18 protein-coding genes are annotated in these 22,752 nt (G+C 70.5%); 14 read left to right on the plus strand and 4 right to left on the minus strand.

Translation table 11 applies throughout. From position 1 onward, the window contains the following. Positions 1–13 precede the first annotated feature (13 nt). Positions 14–991: a GlxA family transcriptional regulator gene (locus ACQHII_RS31855; RefSeq protein WP_427925454.1), complete on the minus strand. Its 978-nt coding sequence runs from the start codon at positions 989–991 to the stop codon at positions 14–16. Positions 992–1,146: 155 nt separating this feature from the next. On the opposite strand from ACQHII_RS31855, the gene ACQHII_RS31860 reads away from it, so the two are divergent. Continuing rightward, positions 1,147–1,998, plus strand: coding sequence for an MBL fold metallo-hydrolase (locus ACQHII_RS31860; RefSeq protein WP_427922503.1), 852 nt, complete (start codon positions 1,147–1,149; stop codon positions 1,996–1,998). Between the two features lie 62 nt (positions 1,999–2,060). On the opposite strand, the gene ACQHII_RS31865 is transcribed toward ACQHII_RS31860, so the two are convergent. Then, positions 2,061–3,002: a hypothetical protein gene (locus ACQHII_RS31865; RefSeq protein WP_427922504.1), complete on the minus strand. Its 942-nt coding sequence runs from the start codon at positions 3,000–3,002 to the stop codon at positions 2,061–2,063. Between the two features lie 300 nt (positions 3,003–3,302). On the opposite strand from ACQHII_RS31865, the gene ACQHII_RS31870 reads away from it, so the two are divergent. Continuing rightward, positions 3,303–4,442 (plus strand): glycosyltransferase, encoded by a 1,140-nt coding sequence (locus ACQHII_RS31870; protein WP_427922505.1) that lies wholly within the window; start codon positions 3,303–3,305, stop codon positions 4,440–4,442. 88 nt (positions 4,443–4,530) lie between these two features. On the opposite strand, the gene ACQHII_RS31875 is transcribed toward ACQHII_RS31870, so the two are convergent. After that, complete coding sequence (locus ACQHII_RS31875; protein WP_427922506.1) at positions 4,531–5,406, minus strand: hypothetical protein; 876 nt, start codon at positions 5,404–5,406, stop codon at positions 4,531–4,533. A gap of 85 nt (positions 5,407–5,491) precedes the next feature. Then, positions 5,492–6,040, minus strand: a complete 549-nt coding sequence (locus tag ACQHII_RS31880) for a cysteine hydrolase family protein (RefSeq protein ID WP_427922507.1) — start codon at positions 6,038–6,040, stop codon at positions 5,492–5,494. Positions 6,041–6,156: 116 nt separating this feature from the next. Between ACQHII_RS31880 and ACQHII_RS31885 the strand changes: the two genes are divergently transcribed. From ACQHII_RS31885 to ACQHII_RS31940, 12 genes are all read left to right on the plus strand, one after another. Then, positions 6,157–6,801: a TetR/AcrR family transcriptional regulator gene (locus tag ACQHII_RS31885; RefSeq protein WP_427922508.1), complete on the plus strand. Its 645-nt coding sequence runs from the start codon at positions 6,157–6,159 to the stop codon at positions 6,799–6,801. Then, positions 6,794–7,273 (plus strand): GNAT family N-acetyltransferase, encoded by a 480-nt coding sequence (locus ACQHII_RS31890; protein ID WP_427922509.1) that lies wholly within the window; start codon positions 6,794–6,796, stop codon positions 7,271–7,273. The genes ACQHII_RS31885 and ACQHII_RS31890 overlap by 8 nt, the downstream gene beginning before the upstream one ends. 69 nt (positions 7,274–7,342) lie before the next feature. Next, positions 7,343–8,407, plus strand: a complete 1,065-nt coding sequence (locus ACQHII_RS31895; RefSeq protein WP_427922510.1) for a hypothetical protein — start codon at positions 7,343–7,345, stop codon at positions 8,405–8,407. Between the two features lie 46 nt (positions 8,408–8,453). Beyond that, entirely contained in the window at positions 8,454–9,233 is a 780-nt protein-coding gene (locus ACQHII_RS31900; protein ID WP_427922511.1) for a TIGR03936 family radical SAM-associated protein, read from the plus strand. A gap of 262 nt (positions 9,234–9,495) precedes the next feature. Then, a complete protein-coding gene (locus ACQHII_RS31905; RefSeq protein ID WP_427922512.1) occupies positions 9,496–13,593 on the plus strand; it encodes an Rne/Rng family ribonuclease in 4,098 nt (1,365 codons plus the stop codon). 228 nt (positions 13,594–13,821) lie between these two features. Further along, a complete protein-coding gene (gene rplU / locus ACQHII_RS31910) occupies positions 13,822–14,142 on the plus strand; it encodes a 50S ribosomal protein L21 (protein ID WP_007381993.1) in 321 nt (106 codons plus the stop codon). Positions 14,143–14,156: 14 nt separating this feature from the next. Next, complete coding sequence (gene rpmA, locus ACQHII_RS31915) at positions 14,157–14,411, plus strand: 50S ribosomal protein L27 (protein WP_007381992.1); 255 nt, start codon at positions 14,157–14,159, stop codon at positions 14,409–14,411. A 104-nt stretch (positions 14,412–14,515) separates the two neighbouring features. Beyond that, complete coding sequence (gene obgE / locus ACQHII_RS31920; protein WP_427922513.1) at positions 14,516–15,952, plus strand: GTPase ObgE; 1,437 nt, start codon at positions 14,516–14,518, stop codon at positions 15,950–15,952. A gap of 194 nt (positions 15,953–16,146) precedes the next feature. Further along, complete coding sequence (locus ACQHII_RS31925) at positions 16,147–17,706, plus strand: alkaline phosphatase D family protein (protein WP_427922514.1); 1,560 nt, start codon at positions 16,147–16,149, stop codon at positions 17,704–17,706. A gap of 87 nt (positions 17,707–17,793) precedes the next feature. Beyond that, positions 17,794–18,957 carry a hypothetical protein gene (locus tag ACQHII_RS31930; protein ID WP_427922515.1) on the plus strand — a complete coding sequence of 388 codons (1,164 nt, stop codon included), beginning with the start codon at positions 17,794–17,796 and terminating at the stop codon, positions 18,955–18,957. 150 nt (positions 18,958–19,107) lie between these two features. Next, positions 19,108–20,601, plus strand: coding sequence for an SDR family NAD(P)-dependent oxidoreductase (locus ACQHII_RS31935; RefSeq protein WP_427922516.1), 1,494 nt, complete (start codon positions 19,108–19,110; stop codon positions 20,599–20,601). 59 nt (positions 20,602–20,660) lie between these two features. Further along, positions 20,661–22,703: a hypothetical protein gene (locus ACQHII_RS31940; protein WP_427922517.1), complete on the plus strand. Its 2,043-nt coding sequence runs from the start codon at positions 20,661–20,663 to the stop codon at positions 22,701–22,703. The last annotated feature ends 49 nt before the right edge of the window (positions 22,704–22,752 follow it).

The raw sequence follows: 22,752 nt of genomic DNA on the forward strand, positions 1-22,752 counted from the left end.
GCCCGCCCCGGACCTAGGCCGTGCCCGCCCGCACCGGCCCACCCGCCGGGGTGGCCGCCCGGAAGGTCCGTCGGTAGGCGGCCGGGGAGACGCCCAGTTCGGCGTGCATGAGCTGGCGCAGAGAGGCGGCGGTGGCGAACCCGATGTCCGTGGCGATCTGGTCGACGGTCATGCCGCTGGACTCCAACAACTGACGGGCGCGGTCCAGGCGTTGCCTGATGAGCCACTGTCTCGGCGTCACTCCGGTCTCGTCCCGGAACCGCCGGCTGAAGGTGCGCGGACTCATATGGGCGTGCTGCGCGAGCTGCGGCAGAGTCAGGGGTTCGCCGAGCCGCTCGAGTGCCCACTGACGCGTGGCGGAGGTGGACGCGGCATCGCCTTCGGGGATCGGACGCTGGATGTACTGGGCCTGACCGCCTTCGCGGAAGGGCGGCACCACGCAGCGTCGGGCGGCGACGTTGGCCAGACGGATTCCGTGGTCGATCCGGATCAGATGCAGGCACAGGTCCACCCCCGCAGCGGCACCGGCGGAGGTGAGCACGTCTCCGTCCTCGACGAACAGCACCCCCTCGTCGAGACGGATGTGCGGGAACCAGCGGCGGAACACCGGCGCGCACTCCCAGTGCGTTGTCGCGGTCCGGCCGTCGAGCAGTCCGGCCGCGGCCAGGACGAACCCGCCTGTGCAGATGGAGGCGAGCCGGGTTCCGGGACGGCACCTGGTGAGCGCGGCGGTGACCTCCTCCGGCAGTTCCCGGGTCAGTCTGCTCGGATCCACCGGAGTGACGATCACCGTGTCAGCCGATTCGAGAAGCTCCGGGCCGTACCGCACCGTGATCGAGAACCCGGCATTCGTCTCGACCGGGCCGCCGTCGACCGAGCAGACATCAACCTCGTACCGGCCGTCGGCAGCTCCCAGGATGCGTGCCGGGATGCCCAGCTCGAACGGATACACACCGTCCAGCGCGAGAACGGCGACTCGGTGTCGGTCCATACGGTCCATGGCGCGATTCTATCGGTAAGTGCCTTCTTGGCCATGGATCGAGCGTCCGCAACAGACTGAGGCCGGTGGCCGAATCCCCGCCCGGCTGCATGACCGGGCTCCGCCCATAGGCATTCCCATTTCTCACCCACGCGAATGGAACACCAATGACAGCTCTCGGCTTTGCCGTACACGTCAGCCCCATGCAGCCGTTGTCGGCGGGCGCCCTGCCTCCTCGGCCCGACGGCGGGCCCCTGCTGTGGTCTCCGTTGTCCACGACGATTCTCTATGGCCCTCGCGAGGCCATTCTGGTCGACCCCGGGTTGACGACCGAGCAGGGAGTCGCCGTCGCCGATTGGGCCGCCGGGTTCGATCGCACGATCACCGGAATCTACGTGACCCATGCGCACGGCGACCATTGGTACGCGACAGCGCCCGTACGTGAGCGATTCCCCGACCTCAAGGTGTGGGCCACCACCGAAACGCTCGCGGAAATGCACCGGACCACCCCCGGTGGGAAGCCGAACCCGTTCTGGCGAACGGCGTTTCCGGGACTGATCGGCGATACCCCGGTCATCGCCGAGGCCGTACCGGAAAGCGGACTCCAGGTCGACGGGGAGCCGGTCGTTCCCCACGCCGCAGGACATACCGACACCGAGCACACGACGTTCCTGCACATCCCCTCGCTGGACCTGGTCGTGAGCGGAGACGTCATCTACAACCAGGTGCACCAGTATCTTTCCGAGGCCGGCGAACACGGCATCGAATCCTGGCTCAGGGCGATCGATGCCGTGGACGCGGTCAACCCGACCACCGTCGTGGCCGGCCACAAGAATCCCGAGCGCGGCGATCCCTCATCGATCATCGCCGACACACGCAACTACCTCGAAGCTGCCGCAGAGACCTTCACCGGCGCCGCCGGCCGGGCGGAGTACTTCGGCGAAATGGTGCGGCGCTTCCCGAACTGGCTGAATCCGGGGATCGCGTGGCTGACCGCGGTAGGACGCTGGGCCGAGTAGAGCCGCGGGGATGCCCGGAGGTCTGTCGGCCGACCTCCGGGCACCGTGTGGTGCGGGGGCGGTCAGACCCCGCCGTTGGTGACCCCGGGCGAGGGCTGCAGCGTCACCTTGGTCCAGGGGTTGGGGACGTTTCCGGTGTTGCAGTTCAGCGTGGCGGGGTTGGTGCTGTTGACCTCGACACAGGTGGTCTCCCAGACCTGGCCCGTGGTCGTCATGACGTCGAACTTGATGGGCTCGCCCGCGTTGGCGCTGTGCCCGTTGATGGCGACCCCGCAGGGGGTGCCGGCCGCGCCGCCCGCCGGGTAGTTGGCGTGGGTGCTGAGGTCGGTCCAGAGGAAGTTGCGGGGGGTGGTGCCCCGGAGGTCGTGGATGCCCGCGTAGGTCTTTCCACCGGTCAGCGCGGCTCGCAGCTCGAAGTTGTTCGAGTCCTGCTGGGCGTCGATGTCGGAGCACGGCCCGGCCGCGCCTGTTGCCCCGGTGGCTCCGGTCGCGCCTGTGGCTCCAGGCTGTCCCGGTGTCCCGTTGGCGCCCGTGGGTCCAGTCGGGCCCGTGGGGCCCTGCGCGCCGGTTGCGCCGGTGGCTCCGGTCGCACCAGGTGTGCCCCCGGAGGGACCCGTGGGGCCGGTGGCACCGGGTGTGCCGGGCGTGCCTGTTCCGGTCGCACCTGTCGCTCCGGTCGCACCCGTCGGTCCCGTGGGTCCGGTCGGGCCGGTGGCTCCCGTGGTGCCCTTCGGGCCGGTGGGCCCGGTCGGTCCCTTGCAGTCGCCCTTGCCGCCGCCCTCGGTCACGCGTGACTTGTGGTGGTGGTGCGGCTTGCAGTGGTCGCCGCCGTTGCCCGCGGCGGCTCTCGCCTGGTCGGTCATGCCGCGAGCGGCCGCGGCGGCCGGATCGACGACGCCGGCCGCCAGCACCAGCGACAGCGAGGCGACCATGCCCGCCTTCTTGAACCGGTCCCGGGCCAGCGGTCCCAGTGGTGCTGTCCGGAACTCAGGACTCATCCTCATCTTCGTGCTCCCTGCTCGACCGGTTCGGGTGATGTCCCGAATCCGAGTGCGAGTGTGATGTGGGGGATGTGAGGTGACCGGCGTGGCGGTGCGGACGCGCCCATTTATCGTCGTATCGGACTAATCGATGCGTGCCGATGGGGCATTTTTTACCTGTGATCACCCGTCCGGGCCAAGCCGCCGCTGTTCGGGGGCTCTCGGGCGCGGTCCTCCGCGTGGATGGACGGGCGGGGAGCGGGCGCGTGTCACTGTGGCGCGCGAGTTTCCGACGGGACGCCGGCGTCCGGGACGGGTGAGGCCGTGAAGCAGCAACAGACTCTCTGCCTGTGCATGATCGTCAAGAACGAGTCGCTCGTGATCGAGCGCTGTCTGGAGGCCGTCCGCCCGCTCATCGACTATTGGGTGATCTCCGACACCGGCTCCACGGACGGCACGCAGGACCTGATCCGCAAGGTGCTGGACGGTGTTCCGGGCGAACTCCACGAGGAACCCTGGGTCGACTTCGGGCACAACCGCACCCGGAACATCCAGCTCGCCCGCGGCAGGGCCGACTATCTGCTCACGCTCGACGCCGACCACGTCCTGCGGCAGGACGCTCCGCTGCCGCGGCTGACGGCGGGCTCGTACATGCTGCGCTACGACGGCCCCGGCACCCAGCACCGGTTCAAGCACCTGATGCGGGGCGACTGGCTGTGGCGCTACGAGGGCGTCACGCACGAGTACCCGTGTACCGACGAGCCCGACACCCAGGAGAACCTGGGTGCCCTCGTCATCGAGGACCAGGCCGACGGCGGCTGCCGCGGCGACAAGTTCGAGCGGGACGCGCGCCTGCTCCGGCGCGAACTGGACCGCGACCCCGACAACCCGCGCACCGTCTTCTACCTGGCCAACACCGAACGCGATCTCGGGCACGCGGAGGAGGCGATCGCCCTCTACGAGCGTCGCGCCCGGATGGGTGGCTGGGGCGAGGAGGTCTACTGCTCGCTCCTGGAGGCGGGAGTCCTGCGGGCGGAGCGGACCGACGACTGGCCGGGCGCGATGGACGCGTTCTCCCGGGCGTGGGACGGACGCCCTCAACGACTCGAAGCCTGCTACGAGTTGGCGTCCCGACTGCGCCTCGCCGGCCGCTACCGCACCGCGTACGCCCTGCTCGTCGACGCGGTCGGCAGACCGGCACCCGACGACCTGCTCTTCACCAAACCCTGGGTGTACCGGTGGGGGCTTCTCTTCGAGTTCTCGATCGCCGCCTACTGGGTGGGCGAGCATGCGGCCGCCGTCGAGGCCTGCGACAGACTGCTGTCCCTGCCGGACCTGCCCACCGCCGTCCGCCAACAGACCCTGGCCAACCGGGAGTTCTCCGCCCCGCACCTCGCCACGGTCCCCGCACGTAGGCCGAAGGTCTCACGGGCCGGCAAGGCGGCCAGGGGGAGGAAGAAGTAGGCGCCCGGTACTTGTCCGCCCGGTGGCGTTCTCGTCGGCCCAGCCCGGCTTCTTGAACTCCCCCGTTCTTGGCGTGTGTTGACCAAGGCTACGGGGTGGGTGCGGTCGTGGTCGCCGAAGCCGACGGCGGCGGATAGCTCGGGTGCAGGGAGGCGGAGAGCGGGGCCAACGCCGCGCACAGTGCCGTGGGGAACTCGGGCTCCGCGCGTTGTATCGCCTTGCAGCCGCCGGTCGCGCTCTCCGTGATCGTCTTCCAGCCCGCGGGCTCGGCGCGGAAGAACACGCGGTCGCCCAGCCGCGAGGTGCAGCCGGACGGGGTCGCGGTCGTGTCGCCGCAGACCGGGCCCGTACGCCACGAGAAGTCGATGACCAGCCACTTGCCGTCGCAGTGTTCCGCGTCACGGTAGCTGTGCTCGGGGGCGTCGGCCGCGATCATCGCCTGCTCGTACGAGGCGGTGGTGCAGCCGGTGGGCGCCGGGTGACAGCCGAGTTCCCCGCACAGCCGCAGGGCGGGCGGCTTGGCGCCGTCGGCGGTGAACTGGGTGTCGTTGTCGACGATCAGCTGCCGGCTGCCCAGGGGTTCGGGCAGTCGCATGCGCGTCGAGGCCGTACGTTGTCCGGTGCAGCCGGAGCGCTTGTCCCCGGACGGCGTGGTGAAGGTGATCTGGACCCACATGTTCTGCTGCGAGGTGCCGGTGAGCGCGGTTTTGAGTGCTCGCACGCACGGTTTCTTGCCGTCGGGCACCTGGGCGGTCAGGGTCAACGTCCGCCGGTCGGCGGCGAGTTGGGCCGCCGTGACCTCGAAGGGCTGCGACAGGGTCCAGGGCAGCGATCCGGTCGGCGCCGGGTCGCCCGTGCCGTCCGCGGCACCGGCCACCCGCGTCCCGCATCCGCCGAGCAGCAGTACGGCTACGGCACAGAGGGCGCCGACCACCGCCGCCCCGAGTGTTCTGTCTGGTCGCACGAGCGCTCAATCCCCCCGGATCGCACGGACATTGACTCCGGCACGTCGAGCACCGGCGTCAAGTACGGGGATCAATATAGGGAGTTCACTGCGCGGCGACCCACTCCGCCACCGTCGTGACGTCCGCCTGCATCGGGAACACCTTCTCCGTGAGGACCCGGTGCACCTCGGGGTCGTTGTCGAGGCAGCCGTCGGACAGGACGGTGAGGGTGAGGTCCAGGTCGGACGCCTGGCGGAGCGTCGACAGGACGACACCGCTGGTGGCGATGCCTGTCAGGACCAGGTGGTCGAGGTCGTTCGCCCGCAGCACCATGTCGAGGTCGCTGCCGGCGAACGCGCTGACGCGGCGCTTGGTGACGAGGATGTCGCCGGGTTCGGGGGCCACGTCCGGGTGGATCTCGTTGGCCCGGGCGGCGGCCGGCAGCTGGACGCCCGCGAGCCTGCCGAACATCTTGTTGCGGGCGCTGACCTCCGGAGCGCCGGGGCGGAAGCCGACGGTCACGTAGATCACGGGGACGCCGGCCGAGCGGGCCGCGCCGATCGCCTTGCTCAGGCGCGGCAGATAGGCCGGGTCGGGATAGCGGTCGACGATGACGCGCTGGACGTCCATGACGAGGAGGGCTTGCTTGGACACCGTTGTCCTTTCGGACGGGAGGCATAAGTCATCAGGTGATTACTTGCCTAACGTAACCATGCCCTGTAGTCATGTCAACGAGTGATTACTTGAGCTGGTCCAGGGAGGCCCCGGTGGTGACGAGTGAGAGCGACGAACCCCGTCGACGCGACGCGGCGGCGACCCGGCAGGCCCTCCTGGAGGCGGCGAGCAGCCGGTTCACTCGGCTCGGGTACGACCGCACGACACTGCGGGACGTGGCCGCCGACGTCGGGGTCAACCTGGCGCTCATCAAGCGGTACTTCGACTCGAAGGAAGGGCTGTTCAAGGCGGCGCTGGCCTCGACTCCCCGATTCCTGGGCCGGGACGAGCACTTCCCGCAGGACCGGGAAGGCCTCGCCGAGGCACTCAGCCACCAGCTCTCCGCCGGTGCCTGGCCGGAGTTCGGCGAACACCCCGTGCTGATGCTGCTGCGCGGCTCCGGCGACGAGCGGGTGGACGCGCTGCGCCGCAAGGCCCTCGACGAGTTCGGCCGCCAGATCCTTGCGGCGTCCGGCGGGGGAGCGGCGGGGGAGGGGGACGACGACGAACGGCTGCTGCGGGCACAGCTCCTGGTCGCCCTCGGCGTCGGCGTCGCCGTCGTACGGTCCGCCGTCGGTCTGCGGCCCCTGCGCGACGCGACCGCCGGTCAACTGGCCGCGCCCCTGCGGGAGATCGTCGACGCGCTGTTGACGCCCCCTGCCGACGACCGCCCGACTCCCGCACAATGCACGGGTGAATGACTTGGTGATCCGCCCCGCCGAACCCGCCGAGCTGGATGCCGTCGCAGGGCTGCGGTGGCAGTGGATTCTGGAGGGCGGCGACCAACCCGCCACCACCCGCGAGGAGTTCGTACGACACTTCGTCGACTGGGCGGCGGAGCACGCCGGTTCGCACCGCTGCATGGTCGTCGTACGGGACGGTGCGGTCATCGGAATGGCCTGGCTGGCCGTGGTGCAGAGGGTGCCGAGTCCGCGCGCCCTGCACCGGGCCTCCGGTGACTTGCAGTGCGTGTACGTGATCCCCGGCGAACGGGACAGCGGGGTCGGCGGGCGGCTCGTGGAGGCGGTGCTGGGCCGTGCCCGGGAACTCGGCCTCGAACGCGTCACCGTCCACTCCTCGCCCCGGGCGGTCCCCGCCTACGCCCGACGCGGCTTCGCGCCCTCGCCCCGGCTGCTGCACACCCACGTCTCCCGCGCGGACTCGTACCCCTGACCCATGAGGAGGGTGCCGTACCGCATCCGTACGGGGTGTTGAGGCGTCTTGCCTGATATGAACGCGCCTGTGAACTTCGAGAAACCGTCCGCGCAGCCCGCGCCGCAGTCGCCCGAGGGGTGTCTCGTCGTCGCGATCCGTGTTCCCGTGCGGATCGTCGTTCTCGTGCTGGTCGTGCCGGTGCGGATGGTGTGGGACGCGCTGGTGGCCGGCGGGCGGTTCCTGTGGCGGACCGTGCTGCGGCCGGTGGGGCGGGCGTTGTTCGTGTGGCCGTTGGTCGCGCTGTGGCGGTACGTCGTCGTACCCGGCGCGAAGGCGGTCGGATGGCTCGTGAACATGCTCGTCCTGGTGCCCCTGGTCTGGTTGTACCGGCAGGTGCTGACCCCGCTCGGGCACGCCCTCGGATGGAGCGCCCGGCAGATCGGGAACGGCCTGGCGTGGGTGTACGCGCGCGTGCTCACTCCCGTCGGGCACGCGTGCGTGTGGGTCGTCGACGGGCTGGCTGCCGGCCTGGCCTGGCTCGGGCGGTATCTGCTCGTCGTACCCGCCGGGTGGCTGTACGCCTGGGTGCTCGCGCCGGTCGGGCGCGCGCTCGCCTGGTGCGGTCGGGGGCTGCTGTGGCTGGCGAGGACCGTCGGTACCGGTGTGGGTGTCGTCCTCTACTGGACGGCCCGGATTCTGCTCGTGCTGCCCGCGGTCGCGCTCTGGCGCTGGGTCCTGGCACCGGTCGGACGGGTCCTCGCCGTCGTGGGGCGCGAGGTGTGGGACGCCCTCGGGCACGCCTGGCGGATCGCCGGGCACATCTCGCTCGCCGTGGGGCGGGCACTCGCGACCCTCTTCCGGTGGATCTTCGTGGCGCCGGTGAGCTGGGTGTACCGGACCGTCCTCACCCCGGTCGGACACGTCGTACGGGACCTGGTGCTGCGGCCCGCCGCCGAGGCCGCGCGCGCCGTGGGCCGGGTCACCCGGCAGGCGCTGACCGCCGCGCGCGAGTCCGCCCGGCAGGCGCGCGCCGACTTCCGGCGGATGGTCTTCGGCGAGTCCCGGCAGCCGCAGCCGGTGGAGCGACGGGAACCGAGGGGCGACGACACACGTACTCTTGGTAGAAGTACGACCGTTCTCACGAAGGACTAGGACACTGGGCAAGCGACAGCCCGAAGGCCCGCCGCCCGCACCCGCGGTGCAGCGCATCCGACTGCGTTACACCAAGCGCGGCCGCCTCCGGTTCACCAGCCACCGTGACTTCCAGCGCGCCTTCGAGCGTGCGCTGCGCCGCGCCGAGGTGCCGATGGCGTACTCGGCCGGGTTCACACCGCACCCGAAGGTGTCGTACGCCAATGCCGCACCCACCGGCACGGGCAGTGAGGCGGAATACCTGGAGATCGCGCTCACCGCCGAGCGCGACCCCGACAAGCTGCGCGAGCTGCTCGACGAGTCGATGCCCGTCGGCCTCGACATCGTCGACGCGGTCGAGGCCCGGACCTCCGGGCTCGCCGACCGGCTCACGGCTTCCGTGTGGGAGCTGCGGCTCGACGGGGTGGCTCCCGAGGATGCCGAGCGCGCGGTGGCGGCGTTCAACGCGGCCGAGAGCGTCGAGGTCCAGCGCATGGCCAAGAACGGCCTGCGCACCTTCGACGCCCGTTCGGCCGTAGCGAGCCTCGAAGCCTCTTCCGGGACGATCGGTCCCCAGGCTGATAGGCCTACCGACCAGGCCTGTGCGATACTGCGGCTGGTTGTTCGGCACGTGACGCCTGCCGTTCGACCCGACGACGTCCTGTCCGGTCTTCGCGCCGTGGCCGACCTGGCGCCGCCGGTCGCCGTAGCGGTGACCAGGCTGGCGCAGGGGCTGTTCGATGAAGAGACCGGCACGGTGACCGACCCGCTCGCGCCCGACCGCGAGGCAGCAGTGACCGGGAATCCCACGGTCGCCGAAGCTGCCGCCGCGAAGGCGCCGGCGTAGGGAAGGTTCCGCGTAGGACGGACGTCGTAGCGCCGCCCTCGGACTCGGGAGCCACCTGGGTCGGGCAGCGCACCGACCACAAGACTTTCGCCAGGCCGTCCGCAACTGGGCGTACGGAACCGGCGAGACAGGACACAGAGAGCTCCCGTGCGGCGCCCGCGCCCCGGACGGCGGCACCGCGCAACGCGCGAGCCGCGGACGTCACCGGCATCCGAGCCGGACCAGGCGCGGCGCCCGGGAGCCTGACGGGAGAAACGCCCGCATGCTCGAACCGACCGAACCCATCGAGGGTTCCGAACCGAACACCCCCAGCGACACGCTGCCGCCGCGCCGCAGGCGCCGCGCCGCGTCTCGCCCGGCGGGACCGCCGACCGCCCCCGAGGGCGCGGTCGAAAGCAGCGCTCCGGCCATACCGGCCGAGGTGAGCGACGAGAAGCACGAGACCGACGAGAGCGTCGTCGAGGTCACCGCGGTGGCCGCCGAGGCGCCCGCCGTCGTAGCAGCCGCAGAGGCTGAAGAGGCCGCGCCCGCCGGGCGTACGCGCCGTCGTGCGACCCGCCGAGTGTCCGCGCCCGCCGGTGCGCCCGAGGCGAGTGCGGTGGCCGAGGCGGCCGAGACCGTGGTGCCGGCTGTTGCCGCCGCGCCTGAAGAGACCGCCGTGGCGGAAGAGGCCGCGCCCGTCGTGTCCGGCGAGGACGCGGCTCCGCGCCGTACCCGCCGCCGGGCCACGCGCAAGGTGACCGCGCCCGAGGCCGTCGTCCCTGAGACCGTGGTGGAGCAGGCGGAGGAGCCTGTTGAGCCGGCCGTCGTCGAGGAAGCCGTAGCTGTTGAAGCTCCGGTGGAAGAGGCCGAGGGCGCGCCCGCCGGGCGTACGCGCCGTCGTGCTACCCGGCGCGCCTCCGCGCCCGCCGGTGCGCCGCAGGCCGCCGAGGCCGTCGGGAACACCGACGTGGCCGAAGCCGCCGAAGAGACCGAAGCGAGCGCAGCGCCCGCTGCCGCCGCAACCGAAGTGACCGAAGGTGCCGCGCCCGCCGCGTCCGAAGAGGATGCCGCGCCGCGCAGGAGCCGTCGTCGCGCCACGCGCCGTGTGTCCGCGCCTGCCGGGACGCCCGTGGGCGAGGAGACCCCTGTGAACGACGAGACCGCCGCGGACGCCGCGGAGCAGAACACCACCGCCGACGCTCCCGCCGAGGACTCCGGACCGCGTCGCCGGCGCCGGGTCGCGCGGACCGCGGCCGGCGGGTTCTCCGCGCCCGCACCCAAGAACGGCAGCGCCGCCGAGGAGGACGAGGGGCCGCGCCGGCCCGCACGTCCCGCCGTGGCCGTGTTCCGGGCGCCCGTCTTCACCGAGCCGATGTTCCAGACGCCGGAGCGCGCCGCGGCCGCTGCCGCCGAGGCCGTGGAGGACGACGAGGAAGAGATCGTCGTCGCCGAGCCCGTGGCCGCGGAGGTCGTCGAGGAGGAGACCGGCGGGCGTCGTCGGCGTCGTCGCCGCGGTGCCGCCTTCGAGGCCGAGCCCGTAGCTGCGGCGGTCGTCGAGACCGTCGTCGCCGAGGAGGAGCCGGAGGAGGCCGACGAGGCCGCCGAGGACTCCGCCGACGGTGACGAGACCGAGGAGACCGGTTCGCGCCGCCGCCGTCGCCGTGGCGGCCGTCGCCGTCGCCGTGGCGAGTCCGTCGGCGGTGAGGACGAGGCCGAGGACGGCGAGGAGTACGCCGCCGAGCAGGCCGCCGAAGACGCCGAGGACACCGCCGAGCAGGTCGAGGAGGACGCCGAGGAGGCGGACGAGGACCAGGGCGGTTCCGGGTCCAGCAGCAGCCGTCGCCGGCGCCGCCGTCGTCGTCGCGCCGGTGACTCGGGCGGCGAGAGCGAGTCGGCCTCGTCGTCGGACGACCCCGAGCGCACCGTCGTCAAGGTCCGCGAGCCGCGCGCCAAGAAGGACGACCACCCCAGCGACGAGGTGCAGTCCATCAAGGGCTCCACGCGTCTCGAAGCCAAGAAGCAGCGCCGCCGCGAAGGCCGTGAGCAGGGGCGCCGCCGCGTCCCGATCATCACCGAGGCGGAGTTCCTGGCCCGCCGTGAGGCCGTCGAGCGGGTGATGGTCGTCCGGCAGAGCGGTGAGCGCACGCAGATCGGCGTCCTGGAGGACGGCGTGCTCGTCGAGCACTACGTCAACAAGGAGCAGTCGACCTCGTACGTCGGCAACGTCTACCTGGGCAAGGTCCAGAACGTGCTGCCCTCCATGGAGGCCGCGTTCATCGACATCGGCAAGGGGCGCAACGCCGTCCTGTACGCCGGTGAGGTCAACTTCGAGGCGCTCGGCATGGCCAACGGGCCGCGCCGCATCGAGTCCGCCCTCAAGTCCGGCCAGTCGGTCCTCGTGCAGGTCACCAAGGACCCGATCGGCCACAAGGGCGCGCGTCTGACCAGCCAGGTCTCCCTCCCGGGGCGCTACCTCGTGTATGTCCCCGAGGGCTCGATGACCGGCATCAGCCGCAAGCTGCCCGACACCGAGCGGGCCCGGCTGAAGACCATCCTCAAGAAGATCGTCCCCGAGGACGCGGGCGTCATCGTGCGCACCGCCGCCGAGGGCGCGAGCGAGGACGAGCTGCGCCGTGACGTCGAGCGGCTCCAGGCGCAGTGGGAGGACATCCAGAAGAAGTCGAAGAGCGGCGGCGGTTCGAACGCCCCGTCGCTGCTGTACGGCGAGCCGGACATGACCGTCCGCGTCGTGCGCGACATCTTCAACGAGGACTTCACCAAGGTCATCGTCAGCGGTGACGAGGCGTGGGACACCATCCACGGCTACGTCTCGCACGTCGCCCCCGACCTCGCCGACCGGCTGTCCAAGTGGACCTCCGAGGTCGACGTCTTCGCGACGTACCGCATCGACGAGCAGCTGATGAAGGCGCTGGACCGCAAGGTCTGGCTGCCGAGCGGCGGTTCGCTGGTCATCGACAAGACCGAAGCGATGATCGTGATCGACGTCAACACCGGCAAGTTCACCGGTCAGGGCGGCAACCTCGAAGAGACCGTGACCAGGAACAACCTGGAGGCGGCCGAGGAGATCGTGCGCCAGCTGCGGCTGCGCGACCTGGGCGGCATCGTCGTCATCGACTTCATCGACATGGTGCTGGAGTCCAACCGGGACCTCGTCCTGCGCCGGCTCCTGGAGTGCCTGGGCCGCGACCGTACGAAGCACCAGGTGGCCGAGGTCACCTCGCTCGGTCTCGTGCAGATGACCCGCAAGCGTGTCGGACAGGGCCTCCTGGAGTCCTTCTCCGAGACCTGCGTCCACTGCAACGGCCGCGGTGTCATCGTGCACATGGAGCAGCCGACCTCGGTCGGTGGCGGCGGCAAGCGCAAGCGGCGCGGACGCGGCGGCGACGGGCAGGACGCCCACGACACGCACGACGGCCACGAGACGCACGAGCACGACCACGACTCCGACGAGGTCGAGACCGAGGCGGAGGTGGCGGCCGAGGTCGCGATGCCGGTGCCGTTCGCCGAGACGGAGTTCAGGCCCGACGAGGACCTGTACAGCAGCGCCGCCGAGGCGGAGGCCGCGGCCACCCGCGGGCGTTCGCGGCGCCGCACGAGCCGGCGGGCGTCGGCTCCGGCCGGTGCGCCGAGGGCGGAGTCGCGTGAGTCGCGGCAGCCGCGCGAGGTTCACGAGGCGCGTGAGGTCCACGCGGAGGCCGAGCCGGTCGCCGTCGCGCAGGCCGGGCCCGTCGCCGTGGAGGACCCGGTGGTCGAGACTCAGGTCGCTGCCGAAGCCCCCGTTGCCGAGGCCGCCGAGGTTGCCGACGACGCCGCGCCCAAGGGCCGTACGCGCCGTCGTGCGACCCGTAAGGCCACCGCGCCCGCCGGGTCTCCGGCCGGGTCCGAGGAGGCCGCCGTGGTGACGGTCACCGAGGCTTCCACGCCGGTCGTCGTCGAGACGCCCGCGCCGGCCGCCCCGGTCGAGCAGCCCGAGGTGCCCGCCGAGAGCGCGGCCCCGGCCCGCCCGCGGCGTCGTGCCGTGCGCAAGGCGACCGCGCCCACCGCGTCGGAGGAGGCGGCCGTCGTGGTCGTACCGTCGACCGTGGCGGAGCCGGCCCCGGCCGCCGCGGAAGCAGTGACCGAGGCCGAGGCCGACGTCGAGGCTCCGGCCAAGAAGACGGCCGCGCGCAAGGCCGCCAAGAAGGCCCCGGCGAAGAAGGCGGTCGCCAAGAAGGCGGCGGCCACCAAGACCGCGGCCAAGAAGACGGCCGCGAAGAAGACGACGGCCAAGAAGGCCGCCAAGACCACGTCGAAGAAGACCGCGGCGGCGGAGCAGACGGGCCCGTCCTCCGTCACCGCCTCCACCGACGAGGGCTGAACCCGGGGTGGGTGCGGCCGGTCGATGTGACCGGTCGCACTCCCACGGGCCCGGTTTGACCCGTTCGGCCGCGGCCCCGTAACCTTGACTGTCGGCGTGTCCACTGGTGACACGCCACATCCCCGTAAACCTCTTCCTCCCGGGTGTGTTCCATCGGGAGAGGCCGTCTGCTCTGCAGGGCGGCTGGACTGCGGGGGTGCCGTTCCCGAGCGAGAGAGTGAGATCCGCGTGTACGCCATCGTGCGCAGCGGTGGTCGCCAGCACAAGGTTGCTGTCGGCGACATCGTTGAGGTTGACAAGATTTCCACTGCCAAGGTTGGCGACACGGTCGAGCTCTCGACCCTGCTCGTTGTCGACGGCGACGCTGTGACCAGCGACCCGTGGGTCCTGGCCGGCATCAAGGTCCAGGCCGAGGTCGTGGACCACCACAAGGGCGTCAAGATCGACATCCTTCGCTACAAGAACAAGACCGGTTACCGCCGTCGTCAGGGCCACCGCCAGCAGTACACGGCGATCAAGGTCACTGAGATCCCCGCGGCTGCGAAGTAAGGGACTGAGGAGAGATGGCACACAAGAAGGGCGCATCGTCCACCCGGAACGGTCGCGACTCCAATGCCCAGCGGCTCGGCGTGAAGCGCTTCGGCGGTCAGGTCGTCAACGCGGGTGAGATCCTGGTCCGCCAGCGCGGCACCCACTTCCACCCCGGTGCGGGCGTCGGCCGTGGCGGCGACGACACGCTGTTCGCGCTGAACGCCGGTGCGGTGGAGTTCGGTACCCACCGTGGCCGCAAGGTCGTGAACATCGTTCCGGTCGCCTGATCGGAAGCTTTCGCGAGGCGGACCTCACTTCCCCTGGTGGGAAGCGGGTCCGCCTTTCGCGTGTTAGTACAAAGACACCCCGTAAGTAACTGGAGGCACATCCCATGACCACCTTCGTGGACCGCGTCGAGCTGCATGTCGCCGCGGGTAACGGAGGCCACGGCTGTGCCTCCGTCCACCGTGAGAAGTTCAAGCCGCTCGGCGGCCCGGACGGCGGCAACGGCGGGAGGGGCGGTGACGTCATCCTCGTCGTCGACCAGTCCGTGACCACGCTGCTGGACTACCACCACTCCCCGCACCGCAAGGCCACCAACGGCAAGCCCGGCGAGGGCGGCAATCGCTCCGGCAAGGACGGCCAGGACCTGGTCCTGCCGGTGCCGGACGGCACGGTCGTGCTCGACGGCGCGGGCAACGTGCTCGCCGACCTGGTCGGCCACGGCACCTCGTACATCGCCGCGCAGGGCGGCCGCGGCGGCCTCGGCAACGCGGCTCTCGCGAGCGCCCGTCGCAAGGCCCCCGGCTTCGCGCTGCTCGGCGTGCCCGGCGACCTCCAGGACATCGTCCTGGAGCTGAAGACGGTCGCCGACGTCGCTCTCGTGGGCTACCCGAGCGCCGGCAAGTCCTCGCTGATCTCCGTGCTCAGCGCGGCCAAGCCGAAGATCGCCGACTACCCCTTCACGACCCTCGTCCCGAACCTGGGCGTCGTCACGGCCGGCGAGACCGTCTACACGATCGCCGACGTCCCCGGACTGATCCCCGGCGCCAGCCAGGGCAAGGGCCTCGGCCTCGAGTTCCTGCGCCATGTCGAGCGGTGCAGCGTCCTCGTGCACGTCCTGGACACCGCGACGCTGGAGTCCGAGCGCGACCCCATCTCCGACCTCGACACGATCGAGGAGGAGCTGAAGGAGTACGGCGGTCTCGGCAACCGGCCGCGCATGGTCGTCCTCAACAAGATCGACGTACCGGACGGCAAGGACCTCGCCGAGATGGTGCGGCCGGACCTGGAGGCGCGTGGCTACCGCGTCTTCGAGGTGTCGGCCGTCGCCCACACGGGACTGCGTGAACTGTCCTTCGCCATCGCGGAGTTCGTCGCCGAGTCGCGCGCCGCGAAGCCGAAGGAGGAGGCGACCCGGATCGTCATCCGCCCGAAGGCGGTCGACGACAGCGGCTTCACCGTCGTACTGGAGGAGGACGGCCTCTTCCGCGTGCGCGGCGAGAAGCCCGAACGCTGGGTGCGCCAGACCGACTTCAACAACGACGAGGCCGTCGGCTATCTCGCCGACCGGCTCAACCGCCTCGGTGTGGAGGCGGAGTTGATGAAGGCGGGAGCCCGCTCCGGCGACGGTGTCGCGATCGGCCCCGAGGACAACGCGGTCGTCTTCGACTGGGAGCCGACCGTCATGGCCGGCGCCGAGATGCTGGGCCGGCGTGGCGAGGACCACCGGCTCGACGAGCCGCGGCCCGCGACCCAGCGGCGCCGGGACCGGCAGGCCGAGCGGGACGAGGCGGCGCAGGAGTTCGAGGAGTTCAAGCCCTTCTGAACCGTCGGCGTGGCACTCTGACGGACCGTCAGGCGTAACCCAGACTGGCTGAGACCCGTTGCTCTCGAAGCAACGGGTCTCTTGCTGTGTGCCGATTTGTCATGGACGCGATACGTACTGTTCAACAGGCGGGACTCCGCGCACTGTGAGGCTTCCAAGTGACCCAAGAGGCCAACGTCGCAAGGGAGTTCACGATGACCGGAGCCGTATCACCCGATCGACGACGTTTTCTCACGGCAGGCGCGGCAGTGCTCGGGGCCGCCGCCTCGGCCCAGTTGTGGCTGCCGACCTCCGCCCGGGCGGCCGAAACCCCGCTGCCCGACGGTGTGTTCAGCCTCGGCATCTCCTCGGGCGACCCGCTGCCCGACGGCATCGTGCTGTGGACGCGCCTCGCCCCGGACCCGCTGAACGGCGGCGGGATGCCCGACCGGGTGGTCCCCGTGGAGTGGGAGATCGCGGAGGACGCCCGTTTCAGAAAGCACGTGCGCCGCGGAGTCGCGCCCGCGCGGCCCGAGTACGGGCACAGCGTTCACGTGGATGTACGGGGACTGCGCCCGGGCCGTGACTACTGGTACCGCTTCCGTGCCGACGGCCAGCTCTCCGCCACCGGCCGCACCCGCACCGCGCCGCACCCGGACAGCTCGGGCGGCCGGCTGCGCGTCGCGCTCGCCTCCTGCCAGAACTGGCAGAACGGCTACTTCACGCCGTACGCCGACATGCTGTCCCAGGACCCCGACTTCGTGCTCTTCGTCGGCGACTACATCTACGAGTCGACGCCGTCGAACGCGGGGCCGCGCCGCCACGAGGGGACCGGGGAGCCGTACAGCCTGGTGCAGTACCGCAACCGGTACGCGCAGTACCGCAGCGACCCCGATCTGCTGGCGATGCACGCCAACACCCCCTGGGTGGTGACCTTCGACGACCACGAGGTGGACAACGACTGGGCGGGGGAGGTCCCGCAGGACCCCGCCCAGCAGTCGCACGACGCGTTCGTGGCGCGGCTGACGGCGGCCTTCCAGGCGTACTACGAGCACATGCCGGTGCGTGCGAGCGCCGTGCCGGACGGGCCGCACATCCAGATGTACCGGCGCCTCGAATTCGGCCGCCTGATGCGCCTGAACGTCCTGGACACCCGGCAGTTCCGCAGCGACCAGGCCACCACGCAGGCCGGCGCCGAGGACCCGTCGATGACCATGATGGGCGCCGAGCAGAAGGCCTGGCTGCTGAAGGGGCTGCGCCACTCGCCGGCCCGCTGGAACGTGATCGCCTCGCAGATCATGATGGCCGAGACGGACATCCTGCTCGGCGCGGGCAAGCAGTGGTTCTACGACGCCTGGGACGGCTACCAGGTCGAACGCAACGCCCTGCTGGAGGACTTCAAGAGCGTCCGCAACCCGGTGGTGCTCAGCGGCGACCGGCACCTGACGATGATCAGCGACCTCAAGGAGGACTTCGCCGACCCGGCCTCCGCCGTCGTCGGCGCCGAGTTCGTCGGCACGTCCATCTCCAGCAACGGCGACCAGGACCAGGCCGCCTTCCACGCCCAGTGGGACCCGCTGATGGCGGACAACCCGCACTGGAAGGTGATCGACGCCCACCGCGGCTACCACCTGTTCGACATCCGGCGGGACGGCATCGACGCGCAGGTGCGGGTCGTGGACACCGTGCTGAAGCCGACGGCCGTGCCGAGCACCTACGCCTCGCTGCGCGTCGAGGCGGGTGATCCCGGGGTCCAGGTGGTCCGAGGTTCGTGAAGCCTGTGTGACCGGAGCCTGGGACTCATCTGTGTCCCAGGCTCCTCTCAGGTCAAACTCAGGAACAACTCTTACCTTCCATTAACCATGGAGACGGACTGTATTAAGGAAGCGCTGCCCTCCGGGACCCGGCTGCTGCACATCGGCCCGCACAAGACCGGGACCACCGCCATCCAGGGCGCGCTGTTCGCCGCGAAGGACGCGATGCCCGAGCACGGCGTCGACTTCCCCGCGCACAGCAGGCACCCGATGGAAGCGGCCCTCGCCGCCTGCGCCCGGCCCGCGATGATGGGCGACACCGTGCCCACCGACAAGCACTGGACGCGGCTTCTCGACGCCGTGCGTGCCACGGGCGACCGCACCTCGGTGATCAGCAGCGAGTTCTTCGCCGACGCCGAGGACGACGAGACGATCGCGCGGATCGTGGAGCAGCTCGGCGGCGAGCGCGTGCACATCCTGATCACCCTGCGCCCGCTGGCGAGGATCATGCCCTCGCAGTGGCAGCAGTACGTGCAGAACGGCCTGCGCATGGGCTACGACAACTGGCTGGAGCACATGCTCCGCAAGGCGCCCTACGAGCAGCCCAACCCCAGTTTCTGGCGCCGGCACCGGCACGACCGGCTGGTGGAGCGCTGGACGCGGGCCGTGGGCCCCGAGCGGGTCACGGTCGTGGTGGTCGACGACGGCGACCGGGACGGGCTGCTGCGCACCTTCGAGGCGCTGCTCGGACTGCCCGCGAATCTGCTGCGGCCGGTTCCGGACGCGGCCAACCGCTCTCTTACCCTCGCCGAGACCGAAATGCTGCGGAAACTCAATGTGGAATTCCGCGGCAATGGGCTCCCCGACGAGCTGTATTCCAAGCTCGTGCGCAACGGCGCCGTCATGCATATGAAGAATTCGTGCAGCCCGACCCCGCAGGACGTGAAGATCACGACACCGCGGTGGGCCGTCGAGGCGGCGGGCTCGATCGGCGCCGAGATGGCGGGCACGATCGCCGCCACGGGCGTCCGGATCGTCGGCGACACCGCGCTCCTGTCGGCCGTACCGAAGGCTTCGGAGCAGGTGCCCGCGGCGCCGCGGATCGCGCCCGAGGTGGCCGCGCAGGCGCTGTACGGGGCGCTCGCGGCGGCGGCAGCGGCGCCGGTGCGGCACACCGCGCCGGCGAAGGCGCGGACCGTTCACCAGACGTCGTCGAAGGAACTCGTACGCGTTCTCGGCCACCGTTGTCTGAAGAAGCTCCGGCGCCGCTGAGAGGTGTCGTCGCGCGGTCACCAGCAGTGCAAGATGAATGACAGGTGTCGCTCACATATGCGGCGGAGGTCACTCGCCTTGCACTGCGGTAACCGTGAGTGGGACCATTTGCCAGTTCCCCCGTTGTCCCGAGGTAGGTCAAGGTCGCCTGTGTCGCACATAGCCAAGCCCCGCACCACCGCAGTGATCCTGGCCGGCGGTACCGGCCAGCGCGTGGGTCTCTCGATCCCCAAGCAGCTGCTGAAGATCGCCGGCAAGGCAGTCATCGAGCACACCCTGACCACCTTCGAGAACGCCGAGTCGATCGACGACATCATCGTTCTGATGGCGCCGGGCTATGTCCCCGACGTCGAGAAGATCGTCGCCAAGGCCGGCTTCGAGAAGGTCACCCGGATCATCGAGGGCGGCTCCACGCGCAACGAGACCACCGAGCGCGCCATCGCCGCCCTCGGTGAGGGCCTGGCCGAGGGCGAGGACGCCAACGTCCTCTTCCACGACGCCGTGCGCCCCCTGCTCTCGCAGCGCGTGATCGACGACTGCGTGATCGCGCTGGAGCGCTTCCAGGCCGTCGACGTGGCCATCCCCTCCGCGGACACCATCATCGTGACCCGCACGCACGGCGACGACGGCGAGTTCATCACCGAGATCCCCGACCGCTCCCGGCTGCGCCGCGGCCAGACGCCCCAGGCGTTCAAGCTGTCCACGATCCGCCGCGCCTACGAGGTCGCCGCCGGGGACCCCAACTTCCAGGCCACCGACGACTGCTCGGTCGTACTCAAGTACCTGCCGGACGTGCCGATCCACGTCGTCGCGGGCGACGAGTACAACATGAAGGTCACCCAGCCCGTCGACGTCTTCATCGCCGACAAGCTCTTCCAGCTCGCCTCCACCGCCGCCCCCGAGCAGGTCGACGAGGCCGCCTACCGCGAGCTGCTCACCGGCAAGACCCTCGTCGTCTTCGGCGGCTCGTACGGCATCGGCAAGGACATCGCCGAACTCGCCGAGGGCTACGGCGCCACGGTGTACGCGCTCGGCCGCTCCACCACCGGCACGCACGTCGAGAACCCGGAGGAGGTCGACGACGCGCTGTCCAAGGCCTACGCCGAGACCGGGCGCATCGACCACGTCATCAACACCGCGGGCGTGCTGCGCATCGGCAAGCTGGCCGAGACGGACAACGCGACCATCGAGGAAGCGCTGAAGGTCAACTACCTGGCGCCGGTGCAGATCGCCCGTTCCGCGTACAAGTACCTCGCCGAGACCAAGGGCCAGCTGCTGCTCTACACCTCCAGCAGCTACACCCGGGGCCGGGCCGAGTACAGCCTGTACTCCTCGACCAAGGCCGCGATGGTCAACCTCACGCAGGCCCTGTCCGACGAGTGGGCCGGCGACGGCATCCGCGTCAACTGCATCAACCCGGAGCGCACCGCCACCCCGATGCGCACCAAGGCCTTCGGTCAGGAGCCCGCCGGCACGCTGCTCTCCTCCGAGGCCGTGGCCCGCACCTCGCTCGACGTGCTGCTGTCCGAGCTGACCGGCCACGTCATCGACGTCCGCCAGCAGGACCCGACGGCCGGCGCGGCCAAGGCCTCCGGCTTCGAGGCCGCCCTCGCCTCGGTGCTGGACGTCCAGGACGGCGTTTAATAAAGCCTGACTCTGAGTTCCCGGTAAATTACTCAAAACCCCCAAGAGCAGGTTTATCAGTGATTTCCACCGCCATCCGCGTTGCCCGGGTGGGCAGCGCGGCCGAGCTCGCCGCGGCCGTCCTCATGATGCTGGGATTCCCCGCGCTCATGCTGGCCGCGCTCATCCCGAGTGTCCCGGCCTTCGCGGCCGCGGCCGTCGTGACGTACGTCGCGGACCACTATCTGCACCGGCAGGCCAGCTACCTGGTCAACCGCCTCAGCAAGGTCCGGGCGGGCCTCTCGATCCGCTTCCTGATCCGCCAGCTCCTGCTGATCCTGCTGCTGGCCCGCATGGATCTCTCGGACCACCTGATCTTCTACGGCGCGATCGCCTGCTTCATCGCGTTCTACGGCCTCCAGGCCCCGCACGGCGCGGTCGTCACGCTGATCCGCAACCGCCGCCGGATGCCGGTCGCCACCCGCAACGTCGACCTCGGCTCGCGCATCAACATCCCGGACGCCCCGCCGTTCGGCCTGCTGGAGCGCTCGGCCGAGAAGATGCTCCACCTCGACCTGTTCGCCGTCGTGGGCCTGCTGATCTCCGCGCAGCTGGACTCGGCCGTCGCCGCCTTCATCGGCATCGGCGTCACCCTGTTCCTGGGCACCCTCTACGTAGTCGCGCTCCTGCCCTACATAAGGGGCACGAAGATCCCGCCGACCGCCGAGGTCATCCTCGAAGCAGTCGACGACTGGCTGCACGAGTACGAGCCGCAGACGGTGCTCTGCTTCTCCGGCTCCAAGGACTCCGCGTACCAGGTCAACATGTGGCTGGAGACCATGGAGCAGCTGGAGTCCCGGCCCCTGGTCCTGCTCCGCGAGCGCGTCATACTGCAGAACCTCGCTCCCACCAAGGTCCCCGTCATCTGCGTCCCCGGCGGCGTGCACCTGATGAACATGGACCTCTCCAGCGTGCGTGTCGCGCTCTACGCGGCCAACGTCGGCAAGAACATCCACCTGCTGCGCGTCCCCACCATGAAGCACGTCTTCATCGGCCACGGCGACAGCGACAAGCTGGCCAGCGTCAACCCGTTCAGCAAGGTCTACGACGAGGTGTGGACCGCCGGCCGCGCGGGCCGCGACCGCTACGCCATCGCCGACGTCGGTGTCCGCGACGACGACATCGTCGAGGTCGGCCGCCCGCAGCTCGCCCCCATCCGGACCTGGCAGGGCGTCCCCGACGGCCGTATCCCCACCGTCCTGTACGCGCCGACCTGGGAGGGCTGGGACAACGACCCCGGCAACACCTCCCTGCTGCTGGCCGGCGAGAACATCGTGAAGAAGCTGCTCAAGGCCGACCCGCCGGTCCGCGTCCTGTACAAGCCGCACCCCTTCACCGGCACCGTCAGCTCCGCGGCCGGCTCCGCCCACCGCAAGGTCACCGCCCTGGTCGAGAAGGCCGCCGCCCAGCGCGCGACCGACCCGCGCTTCACGGCCGACGCCGCCGCGCAGACCAAGGCCAAGGCCGACATGGCCCGCATCGAGGCCCGGATCACCGAGCTGACCGGCGGCGCCGCCGACAAGGGCGACGAGGCCGAACTCACCCGCGACGGCGTGGTCGACCTGGCCAAGTACGAGGAGATCGCCCGGCTGCGCGCCGAGTGGAACGACGCGTACTGGCAGTCCTTCGGCACCTTCGAGCACCGGGTCATCTCCGGCGCCGAACCGCGCCTGTACGACTGCTTCAACGTGTCCGACGCGATGGTCTCCGACATCTCCAGCGTGGTCTCCGACTTCATCGCGAGCGGCAAGCCGTACGCGGTCACGGACTCCGCGCAGCTCGGCGTCGAGGAGTTCAAGCGGCAGAACACCGCGGTGCGCGCCGCCGTGATCCTCTCCAACAAGGCCGCCGAACTGGGCGAGCTGCTGGCGGCGGTCCGCGCCCCGGACGCCGACCCGCTAGCCGAGGACCGCAAGGAACTCAAGCAGTACCTGCTCGGCCCGGACGAGCCCACGTCCATCGAGCAGTTCAACACCGCGGTACGGGACCTGGCGCTCAAGTCCGAGGCCCGCAACGTCGGTCAGGAACGGTCGGCCGCGACCGAGGCCGAACTGACGAGCTGACCCGCTGACCCGCGCGGGTCAGAATTTGGTCAAGAAGAGCCCGGTTTTC

Origin of the sequence: Streptomyces sp. cg40, assembly GCF_050320165.1 — a bacterium.
In the GTDB taxonomy this organism is placed as follows: Bacteria; Actinomycetota; Actinomycetes; order Streptomycetales; family Streptomycetaceae; genus Streptomyces; species Streptomyces hokutonensis.